Source organism: Nocardiopsis lambiniae (assembly GCF_031845465.1).
Lineage (GTDB): Bacteria > Actinomycetota > Actinomycetes > Streptosporangiales > Streptosporangiaceae > Nocardiopsis > Nocardiopsis lambiniae.
In genome coordinates this window covers 223,134-239,760 of the sequence record NZ_JAVREP010000005.1, presented here as the reverse complement: position 1 = coordinate 239,760, position 16,627 = coordinate 223,134, and the positions used below count along the sequence as shown (strand labels likewise).

Annotated in this window: 16 protein-coding genes; 8 read left to right on the top strand and 8 right to left on the bottom strand. The window is 70.5% G+C overall.

Annotation, left to right across the window (positions count from 1 at the left end):
* The first annotated feature begins 229 nt into the window (after window positions 1–229).
* Together RM479_RS10295 and trpD are read left to right on the top strand one after the other, a co-directional pair.
* Window positions 230–667, top strand: a complete 438-nt coding sequence (locus RM479_RS10295; RefSeq protein ID WP_274812011.1) for a hypothetical protein — start codon at window positions 230–232, stop codon at window positions 665–667.
* A 193-nt stretch (window positions 668–860) separates the two neighbouring features.
* Complete coding sequence (trpD, locus tag RM479_RS10290; protein WP_311511488.1) at window positions 861–1,949, top strand: anthranilate phosphoribosyltransferase; 1,089 nt, start codon at window positions 861–863, stop codon at window positions 1,947–1,949.
* Window positions 1,950–2,028: 79 nt separating this feature from the next.
* Here the strand turns inward: trpD and RM479_RS10285 are convergent, their stop codons facing one another.
* From RM479_RS10285 to RM479_RS10275, 3 genes are read right to left on the bottom strand one after another with little or no spacing between them, the layout of a single operon-like run.
* Window positions 2,029–2,304, bottom strand: coding sequence for an Lrp/AsnC family transcriptional regulator (locus RM479_RS10285; protein ID WP_274812009.1), 276 nt, complete (start codon window positions 2,302–2,304; stop codon window positions 2,029–2,031).
* A gap of 53 nt (window positions 2,305–2,357) precedes the next feature.
* Window positions 2,358–3,122, bottom strand: a complete 765-nt coding sequence (locus RM479_RS10280; RefSeq protein ID WP_274812008.1) for a rhomboid family intramembrane serine protease — start codon at window positions 3,120–3,122, stop codon at window positions 2,358–2,360.
* The gene (locus RM479_RS10275; protein ID WP_311511487.1) at window positions 3,100–4,827 is read right to left on the bottom strand and encodes a DEDD exonuclease domain-containing protein; all 1,728 of its coding nucleotides are present in this window, start codon (window positions 4,825–4,827) and stop codon (window positions 3,100–3,102) included. Before RM479_RS10275 ends, RM479_RS10280 begins: the two co-directional genes overlap by 23 nt.
* Window positions 4,828–4,951: 124 nt before the next feature.
* Between RM479_RS10275 and RM479_RS10270 the strand changes: the two genes are divergently transcribed.
* From RM479_RS10270 to RM479_RS10250, 5 genes are all read left to right on the top strand, one after another.
* Window positions 4,952–5,233, top strand: a complete 282-nt coding sequence (locus RM479_RS10270; protein WP_311511486.1) for a hypothetical protein — start codon at window positions 4,952–4,954, stop codon at window positions 5,231–5,233.
* Entirely contained in the window at window positions 5,230–6,600 is a 1,371-nt protein-coding gene (locus RM479_RS10265) for an NYN domain-containing protein (RefSeq protein ID WP_311511485.1), read from the top strand. The genes RM479_RS10270 and RM479_RS10265 overlap by 4 nt, the downstream gene beginning before the upstream one ends.
* A gap of 276 nt (window positions 6,601–6,876) precedes the next feature.
* A complete protein-coding gene (locus tag RM479_RS10260; RefSeq protein ID WP_311511484.1) occupies window positions 6,877–7,878 on the top strand; it encodes a C40 family peptidase in 1,002 nt (333 codons plus the stop codon).
* A 249-nt stretch (window positions 7,879–8,127) separates the two neighbouring features.
* Window positions 8,128–9,162 carry a C40 family peptidase gene (locus RM479_RS10255; protein WP_311511483.1) on the top strand — a complete coding sequence of 345 codons (1,035 nt, stop codon included), beginning with the start codon at window positions 8,128–8,130 and terminating at the stop codon, window positions 9,160–9,162.
* Window positions 9,163–9,406: 244 nt separating this feature from the next.
* Window positions 9,407–10,534: a glycosyltransferase family 4 protein gene (locus RM479_RS10250; RefSeq protein ID WP_311511482.1), complete on the top strand. Its 1,128-nt coding sequence runs from the start codon at window positions 9,407–9,409 to the stop codon at window positions 10,532–10,534.
* A gap of 21 nt (window positions 10,535–10,555) precedes the next feature.
* Here RM479_RS10250 and RM479_RS10245 read toward each other — a convergent pair whose 3' ends face one another.
* The 4 genes from RM479_RS10245 to ctaC all read right to left on the bottom strand — a co-directional run bounded on the left by RM479_RS10245 (window position 10,556) and on the right by ctaC (window position 15,044).
* Window positions 10,556–11,833, bottom strand: coding sequence for a L,D-transpeptidase (locus RM479_RS10245; RefSeq protein ID WP_311511481.1), 1,278 nt, complete (start codon window positions 11,831–11,833; stop codon window positions 10,556–10,558).
* Window positions 11,834–11,988: 155 nt separating this feature from the next.
* Window positions 11,989–12,414 carry a cytochrome c oxidase subunit 4 gene (locus RM479_RS10240; protein ID WP_274812000.1) on the bottom strand — a complete coding sequence of 142 codons (426 nt, stop codon included), beginning with the start codon at window positions 12,412–12,414 and terminating at the stop codon, window positions 11,989–11,991.
* 6 nt (window positions 12,415–12,420) lie between these two features.
* A complete protein-coding gene (ctaD, locus tag RM479_RS10235; RefSeq protein ID WP_311511480.1) occupies window positions 12,421–14,097 on the bottom strand; it encodes an aa3-type cytochrome oxidase subunit I in 1,677 nt (558 codons plus the stop codon).
* Window positions 14,097–15,044 (bottom strand): aa3-type cytochrome oxidase subunit II, encoded by a 948-nt coding sequence (gene ctaC, locus RM479_RS10230; protein WP_449589941.1) that lies wholly within the window; start codon window positions 15,042–15,044, stop codon window positions 14,097–14,099. The genes ctaD and ctaC overlap by 1 nt, the downstream gene beginning before the upstream one ends.
* A 461-nt stretch (window positions 15,045–15,505) precedes the next feature.
* On the opposite strand from ctaC, the gene RM479_RS10225 reads away from it, so the two are divergent.
* On the top strand, window positions 15,506–15,748 hold the full coding sequence (locus RM479_RS10225) for a sulfurtransferase TusA family protein (RefSeq protein ID WP_397221850.1): 243 nt from the start codon (window positions 15,506–15,508) through the stop codon (window positions 15,746–15,748).
* A gap of 148 nt (window positions 15,749–15,896) precedes the next feature.
* Here the strand turns inward: RM479_RS10225 and rpsD are convergent, their stop codons facing one another.
* On the bottom strand, window positions 15,897–16,508 hold the full coding sequence (gene rpsD, locus RM479_RS10220) for a 30S ribosomal protein S4 (RefSeq protein ID WP_311511478.1): 612 nt from the start codon (window positions 16,506–16,508) through the stop codon (window positions 15,897–15,899).
* Between the last annotated feature and the right edge of the window lie 119 nt (window positions 16,509–16,627).

The window sequence follows — 16,627 nt, the reverse complement described above, 5'->3', positions numbered from 1 at the left end:
CAACGAAACGATCACCGTTGCACAACGCCCGCCCGGGGGCGGGTTAGCGCGCCCCCCGGAGGTACTGGCATCCTGTGGTGTCGAAGGTCTCAGCCCCGCACCGGCGGGTCCGGAACTCCTGGGCAGCGGGACCACAAGGCAATACAGTCAGAGGCATACAGCCAATGGACGCCTCGGCCGCACCCCCCATGGCGGCGGCCCTGGTCCGAAGCGATGGGACGGTTGCGCGATGGTGGTCAGCGGTACGGACACGGGTGCCCGGATGCGCGTACTGGTCTACAGCGACAAGGCCGACACGCGCGAGCAGGTGCGCCTGGCGATCGGGCGTCGCCCCGCCGCCGACGTGCCCCGGGTGGAGATCGTCGAGTGCGCGACCGCGCCGATGGTGCTGCGCAAACTGGAGACGACCGACCCGGCCGAGCGCATCGACGTCGCGATCTTCGACGGCGAGGCCGCCCCGGTGGGCGGCATGGGCCTGTGCCGTCAGGTCAAGGACGAGATCTTCCAGTGCCCACCGGTGCTGCTGCTGGTGGGCCGCCGCGACGACGGCTGGCTGGCGACCTGGTCGCAGGCCGAGCAGGTGGTGAGCCACCCGATCGACCCGGTCGCGCTGGCGGGTTCGCTGGCGGAGCTGATGCGTCGCCGGCTCACCGCGCTCAGCGGGTGACCCCATGAGAGTCGACAACGGCGAGCGGGACATGCGCCGTCGCCGCGCGGTGGGCGGGGCCCTCAACCACGGCGCCGACACCGGGCGATGGCGTCGCCGCGCCCTGCCCTGATCCCCCGGTGCCCTGATCGGCGGTGCGGTACGACCCGCGCCGCCCCGGCCTCGCCCACGTCATGCATGGAGTCGAAGAATCGTGAACGTCCCCGCCCGTCCCGCGTCCGATGAGGGTTCCGCCGTCACCGAGCGGACCTGGGCCAACCTCATCACCGCCCTGCTCGGCGGTGTCACCCTCAGCGCCCCCGACACCGCGTGGGCGATGAACGAGATCATGTCGGGTTCGGCGACCGACGCCCAGATCGCGGGATTCGCGATCGCCCTGCGCGCCAAGGGCGAGAGCGTGTCCGAGGTGACCGGTCTGGCCCAGGGCATGCTCGACAACGCGGTCCGCGTCGAGGTGCCCGGCCCGACCCTGGACATCGTCGGTACCGGGGGCGACCGGGCGCACACGGTGAACGTGTCGACGATGGCGGCGATCGTCGCCTCGGCGGCCGGGGCCCGTGTGGTCAAGCACGGCAACCGCGCCGCGTCCTCGTCCTGCGGGACGGCCGACGTGCTGGAGCGACTGGGCGTGGTCCTGGACCTGCCGCCGGAGCTGACCGCGCGCACGGCGGAGGAGGCGGGCATCACCTTCTGCTTCGCCCCCCTGTTCCACCCGTCGCTGCGATTCGCGGCCAAGCCCCGCCGCGAACTGGCGGTGCCGACCGTGTTCAACTTCCTGGGCCCGCTCACCAACCCGGCCCGGCCGACCGCGTCGGCGATCGGCGTGTTCGACGAGCGCATGTGCGAGGTCATCGCCGGGGTGTTCGCCGGGCGGGGCGCGTCGGCGCTGGTGTTCCGGGGCGACGACGGCCTGGACGAGCTGACCACCACGACCACCTCCACGGTGTGGGTGGTGCGCGACGGCGAGGCCCGGCGCGAGACGCTGGACCCGGCGGACCTGGGCATCGAGCGGTCGGCCCCGGACGCGCTGCGCGGTGGCGACGTGGAGTTCAACGCCCAGGCGGTGCGCGACCTGGTGGCGGGACGGCCCGGTCCGGTGCGCGACGCGGTCCTGCTCAACGCGGGCGCGGCGCTGGCCTCCGTGGACGGCGTCGAGGGGCCGCTCCTGGACGCCGTGCGCGTGGGGTACGAACGGGCGGTCGCGGCCATCGACAGCGGTGCCGCCGAGCGGACCCTGGCCGGCTGGGTGGAGATCAGTCAGTCCCTGGCGAAGAAGGTCTGACCCCGCCCGACACGACGGAGGGGGCGGTGCCGCGACCGGCACCGCCCCCTCCGTCGTGTCGGGGTGTTCGCGCGTTCGGCTACCAGCCGATGGCGAACGCCGACTCCAGATCGTGCTTGGAGTAGGTCTGGAAGGAGATGTGGGTGTCGGACGAGGTCACCCCGGGCACCTTGTTGACCCGCCCGGGGATGACCTCGGCCAGGTCCTCGTGGCGGCGCACCCGCACCATGGCGATGAGGTCGACCCCGCCGGTGACCGAGTAGACCTCGCTCACCCCGTCGATCTCGGCGATGGCCTCGGCGACCTCGGCGATGCGGTGGACGTCGGCCTTGATCATGACGATCGCGGTGATCACTGTGCCTCCAGGGCGGTGTCGGCGCGGGCGGACGGCCCCGGGCGCGCGCACGGCTAGTAGACGTCGGAGAGCCGCGTCCCGGAGCGCCATCGCAGCCGGTAGACCACCCATCCCGCGATCACCCCGGCGACGAATCCGTACACGTGCGCCGCGTAGGCGACGCCGGAGCCGGCACCGGGGGCGTTCGATGTGGTGACGTAGAGAAGATACTGAAGGACGAAGTAGCTGCCCACCAGCGCCCACCCCGGCAGGCGCATGGGGACGACGCCGAACACCAGGGTGGTCACCCGGCTGCGGAACTGCACCACCAGGTAGGCGCCCAGCACCCCGGAGATCGCCCCGGAGGCGCCGACCATGGGGATCTGCCCCTGCGGGTCGCCCAGGGCGAAGCCGTAGGCGGCGGCCAGCCCGGTGACCAGGTACAGCGCCAGGAAGCGCAGCCGTCCGATGCGGTCCTCCACCACGGGGCCGAACACGAACAGGTAGACCATGTTCCCCACCAGGTGGAAGGCACCGGAGTGGACGAACATCGAGGCGAACACCGACAGCCAGACGGATTTGCCCTCAAGGGAGCCGCATTCGGGGACCACCGGCTCGGCCAGGTCCACGTACCCGAACATCTCGGCGGGGACGGCGCCCCACCGCATGAAGTAATCCTGGATCTCGCAGAACCGCTCCACCATGTCGGCCGAGTACCAGACCGCGGTGGCCGCCTGCGGGGACATGAGGTAGGCGAGGACGTTGGCCGCGATCAGCGTGTAGGCGACGACGGGGGCGCGGCGGACGGGGTAGTCGTCATTGAGCGGTAGCGCGGCCATACGCCCAGTGTGTCATCTCCGTGTGCGCCTCGGCGGCGCGCAACGGGCACGTCCACTCCCCCTCGATCTCCACCAACCGCGTGGCGGGATCGTCGAGCCAGGTCAGGATCAGTTCGGTCTCGGCGGGCAGGGCGCTCGGCAGCGGCCCGACCGCCGGTTCGACGGTCTCGGCGGTGGCGACCAGGGCGCGCAGGAACGCGGCGGGTTCCATCCCGGGCTCCAGGACGGCGCCGGCGGCGAGGCGGCCGTACCGGACCACGCTCGTGTCCCACCCGGTGGGGCCGCGCCGCGTGGCGACGAGATGGGGCACGGCGGCGATGGCCGCCAGGCGCTGGGCCCGGCGGGCACCGCGCAGGAAGGCCGTGAGGCGGTCGCGCAGGGCGGCGGCCTCCTCGTAACGCAGGTGGGCGGCGAGTTCGGAGATGCGCGCGGTGTGGGCGTCCACGATCACGGCGGGGTCACCGGTCATGGCGGTGCGCGCGGCCTCGGCGTGCGCCAGGTAGTCGGCGAGGGGTTCGGTGCCGTCGCAGGGCGCTCCGCACCGGCCCAGTTGGGCCAGCACACAGGGGACCGTTCCGTCGCCCTCGACGGTGAGCCGGTGCGTGCACTGACGCAGCGGCAGGGCGTGCAGCAGCGCTTCCTTGGCCTGTTCGGCCTCGGACGCCGAACCGTAGGGGCCGATGTAGGGGGCGCCGTCGTCCTTGACCGTGGACACCACCGACAGGCGCGGATACGTCTCGGTGGTGAGGGTGACCCAGCGGGCCCGTTCGGGGTTGCGCGACCGGCGGTTGTAGGGGGGCTTGCGTTCGGCGATGATGCGCAGTTCGCGGACCGACGCCTCCAGTTCGGTGGCGCACACGATGGGGGTGACGCCCTCGACGACCCCGGCCATCTCCCGGATCCTCTGCCGGTTCTCGGCGGCGGTGAAGTAGGAGGCCACCCGGCGGCGCAGGTTGTTGCTCTTGCCCACGTACAGGTCACCGCCGCGCGCGTCGGTGAACACGTACACGCCGGGCCTTTCCGGCAGCCCTTCGGCCAGGTGCCGCTTGGCCCGCTGGGCGCGGGTGGGCGGTTTACTGACGGCGCGCAGTTCCTCCAGGCTGCCCACACCCAGGGGTGTCAGTCGGTCGATGAGTCCGTTGAGGACGGTGACGGTGGCGCGGGCGTCGTCCAGGGCCCGGTGGTTGGGGGTGACGGGCGAGCCGAAGAACGCGGCCAGGGTGCCCAGTCGGTGATTGCGCGTCTGCCCTGGGGGCAGCACCGCGCGGGCGAGGCGGAGGGTGTCCACCACGGGCGGGGCCGGCCACTCCACGCCGTGGCGTTCGCAGGCCGCCTTGAGGAATCCCACGTCGAAGGGGGCGTTGTGGGCGACCAGGGCGCTACCGGCCTCGGCGGTGAGGAAGGCGAGGACCTTCGGCAGTACCTCCTCCATGGGCGGCGCGGTGGCCACCATGGACTGGGTGATGCCGGTGAGCAGGGTGATCTCGGCCGGGATGAGGATCCCCGGGTCGACCAGGGTGGTGAACTCCTCCACGACCTCGCCGTCGCGCACCCGCACCGCCCCGACCTCGGTGATCCTGGAGTTCGTGGCGCTGGTGCCGGTGGTCTCCAGGTCGAGCACGACGAAGGACACGGCGCCCAGTGGGGTGCCGAGATCACCGATGTCGAGTTGCACGCCCTGAGGCACCGCGGACCGTCGAACCACCCGGTCAGGGTAATCGGCGCCGACGACCGAACGCGGCCGGCCTCCGGTGCGACCCGCCCGACATGGAAAGATGTGGGTGATGGGGCACAAGGCTCTCGTGCCGTACACGACAAGAGGAGGAACCGTGGGGATCGCGATGCCGGGTGACAATGAGCGGTGGCGGTGCACCGGATGCGGCAACCTCACGCGGTTCGACGTGACGCGCACCGTCCGCTCCCAGGACTACCTGCACCTGGACCTGGCCGGCGAGGGTCGGGTGGAGGAGCGCACCACGCTCTCCGAGACGATCGAGCAGGTCAAGTGCCGGTGGTGCGGGGCCGCGGACCGCATCGAGATCATCGCCCGCCCCGACGCCGACCGGTCGGTCTCCGACACTTCGGCGGAGAGCCCGACGGGTCGGGCATGAGCACCGGCCCGGAGGCCGGCGACTCCGGGGACACCGCGTCGGCGCTCGTTCCCGAGGCGGAGGAGGGGCGGCTGCTCCGCCCGCTGCCCGAGGCCGTGCGCTCCCGGATCGTCGACTACGGCTCCGACGTGCTGGGTGGGATGCGCGCCGCGGAACTTCCGCCGGCGCTGAGACGGGTCGCCAAGTTCGAACCGCGCCGTCGGGCGCGGTTGGCCGGTCCGCAGATCGCCGCGCAACTGGAGAACGACCCGGAGTTCCGAGCCCTGGTGGCCGACCGGGTCGAACAGGTGTGGCCCGAACTCGCCGAGGGTCTGCGTTCGGGCCTGGTACCGCCCGCCGCGGACCCCGTGGCGGTGGCGGCCTGCGCCTATCTCCTGCGTCCGTCGGGTTGGGCGGACATCATCGAGGGTGTCCACCGGGAGTTGGACCGCCAGGTCGGTGCCAAGGAGGCGGACGAGGCCGCCGAGGCGCTCGACGCGGCGCGACGTCGGCTGGAGGAGACCCGCGAGGAGCATCGGTCCGAACTGGAGCGGTTGCGCTCCCAGATCAAGGAGCAGCGCGCCGAGATCGGCGAGCTGCGCCAGAAGGTGCACACCGAACGGCGCCGGGCCAAGGAGGCGCTGTCCCGGGCCGATCGGATCACCTCGGAGACGGACGAGCGCGCCGCGACGATCACCGGCCGACTCGGCGCGTTGGAGTCGGAGAACCGGCGGCTCAAGGCGCGGTTGTCCGCCGCCGAGGCCCAGGTGGAGAACGCCCGACGGGCGGCACGGGCGGGCCGAAACGCCGACGACGCCCGGCTGCGCGTCCTGCTCGACGTGCTGGTGGACGCGTCCCACGGGCTGCGACGGGAACTCGCGCTGCCCGCCTCCGTGGACGATCCCGCCGACCTGGTGGTGGCCGAGACCGACGAGCGCCGACGGGTGTCCCTGGGCGGGCTGCCCGACGACGACCCCGGGTTGCTCGAATACCTGTTGACGGTGCCGCGCGTGCATCTTCTGGTGGACGGCTACAACGTCACCAAGACCGGGTACGGGACGCTGCCGCTGGCCGATCAGCGCACCCGACTGCTGTCCTCCCTGGAGGGGGTGGCCAGTCGGACCAAGGCCGAGATCACCTGCGTGTTCGACGGGGCGGACGTGGACACGCCGCCCGTGGTGGCGCAGACCCGACGGGTGCGGCTGCTGTTCAGCGCCCCCGGGGAGACCGCGGACGAGCTGATCGTTCGCCTCGTGCGCGCCGAACCCCCGGGGCGGCCGATCGCCGTCGTCACCTCCGACCGGGAGATCGTGGGCGCGGTGCGGCGGGCCGGGGCCCGGGCGATCTCCTCGCCCATCTTCCTTCGCAGGTTGGAGTCGCACGGTTGAGGCGGGTGCGGCGCCCGGGGCGCCGCACCCGTGTCCGCTTCCCCCCTTGAGATCCACGCCATGTGTTCGGCCCCGTGGTTGAGCCGAGCCGGGCGGTCCGCTAGGTTCTACCGGGAACGTGAGTGCTCTACCGGATAGCACGCCACCCGTGTCCCCCGGCGGACTCCCGCACACTCACGCGGTGCCCCTGTCCCGAACGTGGGCGCCTCTCCCGGTACGTTTCACCCCCCAGCACCCCCGTGCGGATTTCTCACACCCCAAGGAGCGTGGCCCGCCATGAAGAACACCGGTGGTCGGCGTACGGCTCGCCGAATCGCCGCTTCGACGGGAATCGGAGCGGTCGTCGCCGGCTCACTCCTCGTCCCCGGCACCGCCTACGCGGAGCCGACCCGCGAGGAGGTGGAGGAGGAGATCGAGCGCCTCAACGAGGAGGCCTCCACGGCGGTCGAGGAGTACAACCAGGCCAAGGAGGACCACGAGGTCGCCGAGGCCCGGTACGACGAACTCGACGAAGAGGTCGGGGCCGAGCAGGAGAACTACGAGGCTCTCAAGGAGAAGGTCCAGAAGCTCGCCAACGCGACCTACCAGTCCGGCGACCTGGACTCGGTGGCCAACCTCCTGACCTCCAACGGGCCCGAGAACCTGTTGGAGCAGACCGCCGACCTCAACTACCTGTCGGATTCGCAGAAGGCGCAGCTCGACGAGTTCGGCGAGTCCGCCGAGCGCCTGTTCTCCCTCAAGGACGAGGCCGAGGAGGCTCTCGAAGAGGCCGAGGAGGCCCTGGAGAAGAGCGAAGAGGCCAAGGACGAGGTCGAGGAGAAGATCTCCGAGCAGGAGGAACTGCTCACCCAGTTCCCCGACGCCGACGTCTCCACCGAGGGCGCGAACGACTCCGGCGGCCAGTCCTACACCGGCTCGGCCACCGGGAACGCGGCCCTGGCCCTGGACTTCGCCTACGCCCAGATCGGCAAGCCCTACATCTACGGCGGCACCGGCCCCAACGGCTACGACTGCTCCGGCCTGACCCAGGCCGCCTGGCGTCACGGCGGTGTGGACCTGCCCCGGACGACCTACTCCCAGGCCGAGGTGGGCACCCGCATCTACGACATGAACGCCCTCCAGCCGGGCGACATCATGTTCTTCAGCAGCCTGGGCCACAACGGCCTGTACGCGGGCAACGGGCAGATGGTGCACGCCCCGCGCACCGGCCGCAACATCGAGGTGGTCGGTCTGGCCGCCTACTGGGCCGGCCAGTTCCAGTTCGCCGTGCGTCCCTGACACGACGTCGTCCACGAGGCCGTCCCCGATCGCGGGGGCGGCCTCTCGGCGTATCGAGACCCCTCATTTTCGGACACCCCCGGTCAATGACGGGTACGTAACGAAAAGGTTGAGAGCGCCCCAAGGGATGCACTAGTGTTCAACGCCGAACGTCTTTCGACCCCTTCATGACGCCGGTCCGGTCCCCCGACGGTCGTACGGAGCCCCTTCTCCGACCGGCGTCCTCCCTTGAGGAAGGTGTTTCCCACCGTGTCCGTATCGCGCCGCGCATCGGTCATCGCAATCCTGGCCTCGGGTGCCTTCCTCCTACCGACCGCGGTCGCCCACGCGGAGCCGACCATCGAGGAGGTCCGTGAGGAGATCGAACGCCTCGAAGAGGAGTTCATCGGACTCAACGCGACCTACAACGAGGCCCAGGAGACCCACGAGGCCGCCGAGGAGAAGCTCCAGGACATCCTGAAGGACCTGGAGGAGGCGCGGGAGCGGGTGGAGGGCCTGAGCCGCGGTGTGCGCACCCTGGCCAACCTCACCTACACGGGCACCGACTTCACCTCCCCCACCCAGCTCATCGGAGCGGGCGGGCCCGAGGAGGCGATGGTCCACCAGTCCGACCTGACCTACCTCTCCGACCAGCACGACGCCAACCTTGAGCGGTACCTCGAAGAGCTGGCGGCGCTGGAGACCCTGGAGACCGAGGCCGCCGACACCGAGGAGGAGGCCGCCGAGGCCCTCGAAGAGGCGGAGGAGGCCACCGAGAAGGCCGAGGAGAAGCTCTCCGAGCAGCAGGACCTGCTCGACGAGCTGAGCGCCGAGGAACAGGCCGAGGTCACGGCCAACACCGCCAACACCGCCAACACCACCAACACCGGAGGCGGCGGCACCGGGAGCGGTACCGGCGGAGGCGGCACGTACACCGGCCCGGCCTCGGGCAACGCCAAGGCGGCCCTGGACTTCGCCTACGCCCAGATCGGCAAGCCCTACGTGTGGGGCGGCACCGGCCCCAACGGCTACGACTGCTCCGGCCTGACCCAGGCCGCCTGGCGTCAGGCGGGCGTGAACCTGCCGCGCACCACCTACGACCAGGTCAACGCCGGCCAGCGGGTCTCCTGGGAGAACAAGCAGCCCGGCGACCTGTTGTTCTTCTACGGCTCCAGCCCGAGCCACGTGGGTCTGTACGCCGGTGACAACGTCATGGTCCACGCCTCGACGTCGAGCAGGCCCATCGGCACCGTCACCCTCAGCGACTACTACCGCGCGAACTTCGTGACGGCGGTCCGCCCGTAGTCCGTACCGCTCGGGGCCCTCATCCCGCTTCGGCACGCCCGTCTCCCCGTCCTCGAAGGCCGGCGTCGGACGGCTTTCCCCACAGGCGGGTGAACGGGGAACCGGTCCGGAGAGGGCGCGGCGCCACCACGTCGGCGTCGAGGGGACCCCGGTCGCCCTCACCGCACGGAGCCCCGCACCCGATCGAGTGCGGGGCTCCGTCGTGTCCGGGGCGTGCGCGGCCCGAGGCGGCTACGCTCGGCCTGTGCCGCGAACCCTGATCATCACCAACGACTTCCCTCCGCGCGCCGGGGGCATCGAGGCCTTCGTCCACGAGGTGGCGCTGCGTCTGCCCGACGTCGTCGTGTACTGCTCCTCGCCCTCCCGGGCGGACGCCGCCGCCGACCCCCGTTTCGATCTGCGCCTGCCCTTCCCCGTGGTGCGCGACGCCGCGCGGGTCCTGCTGCCCACCCCCCGCGTGGCGGCGCGCGCGGAGGCCGTCGCCCGGCTGGAGGACCGCGAGGCGGTGCTGTACGGGGCCGCCGCCCCGTTGGGGCTGCTGGCCGGCCGGTTGTCGGGCACGGTGCGCCGTCAGGTGGCGCTGACCCACGGGCACGAGACGGGATGGTCGGCGCTGCCGGGCGCGCGCGAGGCGCTGCGCCGCATCGGCGACACCACCGACACGGTCACCCATCTGGGCGAGTACACCCGACGCCGGTTGGCCCGGGCGCTGTCCCCGGGCGCGGCGGCGCGCATGCGGCGGGTGACGCCGGGGGTGGACGCCACCCGTTTCCGTCCCGGAGCGGGCGGCGGGAAGGTCCGCGACCGCTACGGCCTGGGGGGACGCCCGGTGGTGGTGTGCGTCTCGCGACTGGTGCGCCGCAAGGGCCAGGACACCCTCCTGCGCGCCTGGCCCCGTGTGCTGGCCGACGTGCCCGACGCGGCCCTGCTCATCGTCGGCGACGGTCCCGACGCGGCTCGGCTGCGGTCGGCCGCGGCCGGGCTGGACTCGGTCGTGCTGACCGGGCCGGTCGACCCGGAGGAGTTGCCCGCCCACTACGACGCCGGTGACGTGTTCGCGATGCCGTGCCGTACCCGGCGTGGCGGCCTGGACGTCGAGGGGTTGGGCATCGTCTACCTGGAGGCCTCCGCCACGGGTCTGCCGGTGGTGGCGGGTGATTCCGGCGGCGCGCCGGACGCGGTGCTGGACGGGGAGACCGGGCACGTCGTCGACGGGACCCTCCCGGGGCCCACCGCCCGGGCGCTCGTCCGCCTCCTGAAGGACCCCGACCGCGCCGCCCGGATGGGCGGACGCGGCCGGGAATGGGTGGAGCGGGAGTGGTCCTGGGACAGGACCTCCGAACGCCTCACGGCCCTTCTCACGGCCCGCTGAGACCCTTGGGGCTCCCCCGCCTCACAGGTCCTCGCCGTGGACGGTGCCGGGAGGGGGCGTCCCGTCGGTCACCTGGGGTCGACCGGTCTCACTGTGCTCCAGCCATTCCTTCCACGAACGCTGGTAGAAGCCCCACCCGTTGTCCCACTCCAGTTCCCTGGAGGTGCCGGTGGTCTCCAGCACGTCCCCCATCAGCGTGTTGTCGTGGAACCAGCGGGCGTCGGAGACGGACATGTTGGTGCAGCCGTTGGACCGGTTCGCGTGGCCGATGCTCCCGTTCCAGGGTGCGGCGTGGGTGAACTCGCCGCTGTTGGAGGTGCGCACCGCCCAGTCGACGTCGACCCGGTAGTACCCGGGCGAACCCGCGGGGATGCCGACCGTCGCCGAGTCCATCACGAGTCGGGCGTACCTCTCCATGAGGACGTGGACGCCGGAGGTCGTGGTGTTGAAGCGCCGCTCCGCCTTGCCGTTGCTGACGGGGATGGAGCGGACCCGTTCGCCGTCCACCTCCACGTCCATCCGGTGATCGGGGACGTGCATGGTGGCGATGAGCTCGCGGCCGACCTCGAACTCGACGCGCCGGTCGGCGACGCCGAACACCCCGTCCGCGGCCTCGACCCCGGTCAGGCGCAGGTCGACGGCGACCTTCTGGTGGGGCTCCCAGTACTCCTCGGGGCGGAACACCGCGGTGGTCCCGTCGGTCCAGTTCCAGGCGCCCTCGGTGGCCTTCTCCGAGGTCACGTGCATGGAGTTCTCGACCTGCTCGCGATGTTCCACGGGCTCGGCGAAGGTGACGACGATCGGCATGCCCACCCCGACCGTCTGTCCCTCCTGCGGCAGGACGAACGGGTCGGCCATGCGGGCGTCCTCGGCCACCTCGTGGGTGGCGAACGTGGAGACCACCTCGCTGCGCTCGCCGTCGGCGTCCTCCGCTGTGGCGTAGACGGACACCCGGGACCCGGGGGCCAGGTTCCGGTCGCTGACCCAGGAGGACCCGTCCTCGGTGAGGGAGCCGCCCACGGACGCCCGCTCGTCGCCCTCGGCCCCCCACTCCGCCGACGCCCACTCCCGGGCACCGACCTGTTCGACGGACACGTCGGTGAGGACACCGCCGTCGACCGAGACCCGTACGGGCGTGTTGGGCGCGATACCGCTCTCCCCCGGTGTCGGGCTGACGGAGATCCGCGGTCGGGGCGCCGCCGGCGCGCTCTCCTCCGTGGCCGTGCAGGCCGTGGCCAGGAGGACGGCGGCGATGGTGCCGGTGACCAGGCGCCCGGTGAACCGGACTCGTCGGTCCATGACATAACCCCCAGATGTCACTTTAAGTGACCATAAGGTTACAACGGACATGGGGCGGATCACGGTGTTCGCCACTCCGGCACCTCCCGACACGGAAAAGCCCCGGCGGCGACCCCCTGAGGGGCCGCCGCCGGGGCGGAGGCTCGGTGTTCCGGCTAGTGCTGGAACTCCTTGCGGTAGTACTCGAAGACCCAGCCGATGGAGGTGAGGATGACGGCGAAGCCACCGATGATCACCATCCACCAGCCGATGGCCACGCCCACCGCGGTGAACGCGACGGCCAGTGCCACGAACATCGGCCACCAGCTGTGCGGGCTGAAGAAGCCGTACTCTCCGGCGTTCTCGGCGATCTCACCGTCGAGCCGCTCCTCCGCGGGCAGACCGTGGAAGTGCTCGCTGCGGCGGGCCGCCTGCCAGAGCCAGAAACCGATCATCCAGCCGAAGCCGATCGAGACGACCAGCGCCGTGGTGCCGGTCCACTCGATGGCCCCGGTGTCCTGCCAGGACCAGTAGACGTACAGGGCGGCAGCCAGACCGAAGAAGGTCGAGACGCCCATGAACAGATAGGCCTGCGTCTTCATGCGCCCCTACTCCTTCGTGGCACCGACGGGGACCGCGCCAGGGGCGGCGGCGTGCGGGTGGTTGAGGTCGAACGCCGGACGCTCGGACCGGATCCGCGGCAGCGACGTGAAGTTGTGCCGGGGCGGCGGGCAGGAGGTCGCCCACTCCAACGAGCAGCCGTAGCCCCACGGGTCGTCCACACCGACCATGGGCGCGTTCTTCGACGTGATGTACATGTTCCAGAAGAACAGCAGCGTCGAGGCGGCCAGGACGAACGAGGAGACCGAGGAGATCTGGTTCAGCAGCGTGAAGCCGTCACCCGGCAGGTAGTCGGCGTAGCGGCGCGGGAAGCCCATGGCGCCCAGCCAGTGCTGGACCAGGAACGTGCCGTGGAAGCCGAGGAACAGCAGCCAGAAGTGGACCTTGCCGAGCGGCTCGTTGAGCATCTTTCCAGTGAACTTGGGCCACCAGAAGTAGAAGCCCGCGAACATCGCGAACACCACGGTGCCGAACACGACGTAGTGGAAGTGCGCCACCACGAAGTAGGAGTCGGTGACGTGGAAGTCGATCGGCGGGGAGGCCAGCAGCACACCGGTGAGCCCGCCGAAGAGGAAGGTCACCAGGAAGCCGATGGTGAAGAGCATCGGCGTCTCGAAGGTGAGCTGGCCGCGCCACATCGTGCCGATCCAGTTGAAGAACTTCACACCGGTCGGCACCGCGATGAGGAACGTCATGAACGAGAAGAACGGCAGCAGGACCGCGCCCGTCGGGAACATGTGGTGGGCCCACACGGTGACGGACAGGCCCGCGATGGCGATCGTGGCGGCCACGAGGCTCTTGTAGCCGAAGATCGGCTTGCGGCTGAACACCGGGAGGATCTCCGTCGCGATGCCGAAGAACGGCAGGGCGATGATGTACACCTCGGGGTGTCCGAAGAACCAGAACAGGTGCTGCCACAGGATGGCACCGCCGTGCTCGGCGTTGTACACCTGCGTGCCGAGCATGCGGTCGGCGCCCAGGGCGATCAGGGCCGCGGTCAGCACCGGGAACGCGATGAGCACCAGCACGCTGGTGAGCAGGGTGTTCCAGGTGAAGATCGGCATGCGGAACATCGTCATGCCGGGCGCGCGCATGCACAGCCCGGTGGTGATGAAGTTGACCGCGCCCAGGATGGTGCCCAGACCGGAGACGGCCAGGCCCAGGATCCACAGGTCGCCGCCCAGGCCCGGGGAGCGGACCGCGTCGGACAGCGGCGTGTAGGCGAACCAGCCGAAGCTGGCCGCGCCGCCCGGGGTCAGGAACCCGCTGATGGCGATGAGGCTGCCGAACAGGAACAGGTAGTAACTGAACAGGTTCATCCGGGGGAACGCCACGTCGGGCGACCCGATCTGCAACGGCATGATGACGTTGGAGAACCCGACGAACAGCGGGGTCGCGAACATCAGCAGCATGATCGTGCCGTGCATCGTGAACATCTGGTTGAACTGCTCGTTGGACATGACCTGCATGCCCGGGTAGAACAGCTCGGCGCGCATGAGCAGCGCCAGGACGCCACCGAAGAGGAAGAACGCGAACGAGGTGATCAGGTACATGTACCCGATGACCTTGTGGTCGGTCGACGTCAGCCAGTTGACGATCTTCGAGCCCTTGTGGGTCGTCGCCCCCTGACCTTCGGTGTGCGTCGGGGTGGTGGTCGTGCTCATTACTCGTTGGTCTCCTCGGCCTCGTCGGCGCCGGAGCCCGTGCCTTCGGCATTGGAACCCTCGGCGCCGGTGTCCTCGCCGGAGTCCGGGGTGTCGGGGGTCTCGGCTGCCTCGGTCCGTTCGGCCTCGGCCGCCTGCTCCTGCTCGGTGGCCCAGGACTCGTAGTCGCCCTCGGACAGGACCTGGACGTTGAAGAGCATGCGGGTGTGGTCCACACCGCACAGCTCGGCGCACCGGCCGATGTACTCACCGGCGGTGTCGTCACCCAGGTTCACCTGGAACGCGTTGTCCCGGCCGGGGATGACGTCCATCTTGAACCCGAACTCCGGGACCCAGAACGAGTGGATCACGTCCGGGGAGTGGAGGTCGAAGTGGACGACCGCGTTCTCCGGAAGCACCAGGGTGGACTGGGTGGAGGGGTCGGCGGTGCCGTCCGGGTTGGGGATGCCGACCTCGGAGAACAGCACCTGCCCGCCCTCCTCCTTGGGGGCGTCCAGGTAGTTGAACTGCCAGGCCCACTGGAAGGCGACGACCTCGACGTGGACGTCGGCCTCCTGCTCGGTGTCCAGCAGGTAGTTCTGATCGCGCGCGGTGAAGTAGAAGAGCACCGCGACCACGACGATCGGAAGAACGGTGTAGAGCGCCTCGATGGGCATGTTGTAGCGCACCTGGGGCGGCAGCTGCTCAGAGCGCTTGCGGTGGAAGATGACCGACCAGATGATCAGTCCCCACACGAGAATGCCGACCGCGAAAGCCGCCACCCAGGAACCCTGCCAGAGCGAGAGAACACGCTCGGCCTGCTCGGTGATCGGCTCCGGCATGCCCAAACGAGTGAGCTCGTTCGACGCGCAGCCGGTCGCGGCCAGCCCCAACACGGCGAGCGCGGCGCCGCGTGGTGCCCATCGGCGCAGACTTGAACGCCGATTTTCTTGGCGGGTCGGACTCACGGATTGCCTTCCCAGCGGTGTAGCCCGTGGATCCCCACGGGCGGCCTAAGTATCCAAAGCTTGTCAGGGGGAAACATTATCGCGAACCGCCCAGGGTCCCGTTCATGGGCTTGCCTGGTCAGCGTGTTGCCGAAGGCCCGTGTACGGGACACTCGGTGGTCCGTGGAGCCGGGCCCGTCGGCCCCGTCGGGGATGACCCCTCCCGGCGGACGGCGAGGCGCGGCCCGGCGTTCCCCCGGGCCTCTCCCCCATGAGGCCGCCGACCCGCCTGAGCGGGTCCCGGGCGGTGCCCGCGTCCACTGCGGGGGCGGCCCGGAGGCGTCTCACGAGGAGAGAACAAGGTGAGCGTACCGCTGGGTTTACGACGCCCTTAACCGGGTTCGCCTTACCGCGCGGGACGGGTCAAGATTGGGACACGGAACGACAACGCACAGGGGGTTCCCGTGTCCGATCGACGGCCGATCCCGCGGCCGACGGCGCCGTCGGTGATCGTGGAGGCGGTGGGCCGCAAGTGCCCGATCCCGATCATCTGGGTGGCCCGGCGACTGCACGAAGTGCCCATCGGCGGGGTCATCGCGGTCACCGCGGACGACCCCGCCGCCAAGGCCGACATCCCGGCGTGGTGCCGGATGAAGATGCACGAATTCGTCGCGGAGGTGCCCCTCGCGCGGGGTAGCGCGTTTCACATCCGCCGCATGTACTGAGCCGTTCCCGGTTCCGGCTCCGGTGGCGTAACGATTCGGACACACCGAATGCCGGGGGGCGCGGAGACGGCGAAGGCCGCGTGGACACGGGGTCCACGCGGCCTTCGCGTGCTCGCACGGGACGCCCGCGAGGGCGTCCACGGGGGTGCTAGCGGGCGTAGAACTCGACGACGAGCTGCTCGTCGAAGGGCACCGGGATCTGCTCACGCTTGGGGCGGTCGATGACCGCGATGCGCAGGTCCTTGTGGCTGACCGCCAGGTAACCGGCGATCTTGTCGTCGGCGTGGACGCCCTCGGCGGCCTCGACGAACGGCACCATGCTGCGGGACTTCTCCCGCACCGCGATGATCTGGCCCGGCTTGACCTGGTACGACGGGATGTCGACCTTCTTGCCGTCCACGGTGACGTGACCGTGGTTGATGAACTGACGCGCGGCGTAGATCGACGCGGCGAGACCGGCGCGCAGAACGACCGTGGCCAGACGCAGCTCCAGCTCGGCGAGCATCTCCTCACCGGTGCGACCGGTGCGCTTCTTGGCGTTCTCGTAGATCCTGAGCAGCTGCTTCTCGGTCAGGTCGTAGTACCAGCGCACCTTCTGCTTCTCGGCCTGGCGGACGGCGAAGTCGCTGCTGTTGCGGCGAACGCGACGGCCGTGCTCACCGGGCGGGTAGGGGCGCTTCTCGAAGTAGCTGACCGCCTTACGGGTCAGCGGCATTCCGGCGCGCCGCGACAACCGCACCTTGGGTCCGGTGTAGCGCATGCAATGTCCTTTCACGGGGAATGCGGGGAATCCCAGGTAAGGCTGACCTAGAACTGGGAGGCGTCCCGTGGACGCCCGGGCTCCGGGCACGTCCGTCGGACGTGGACCGGGGCGGGTTC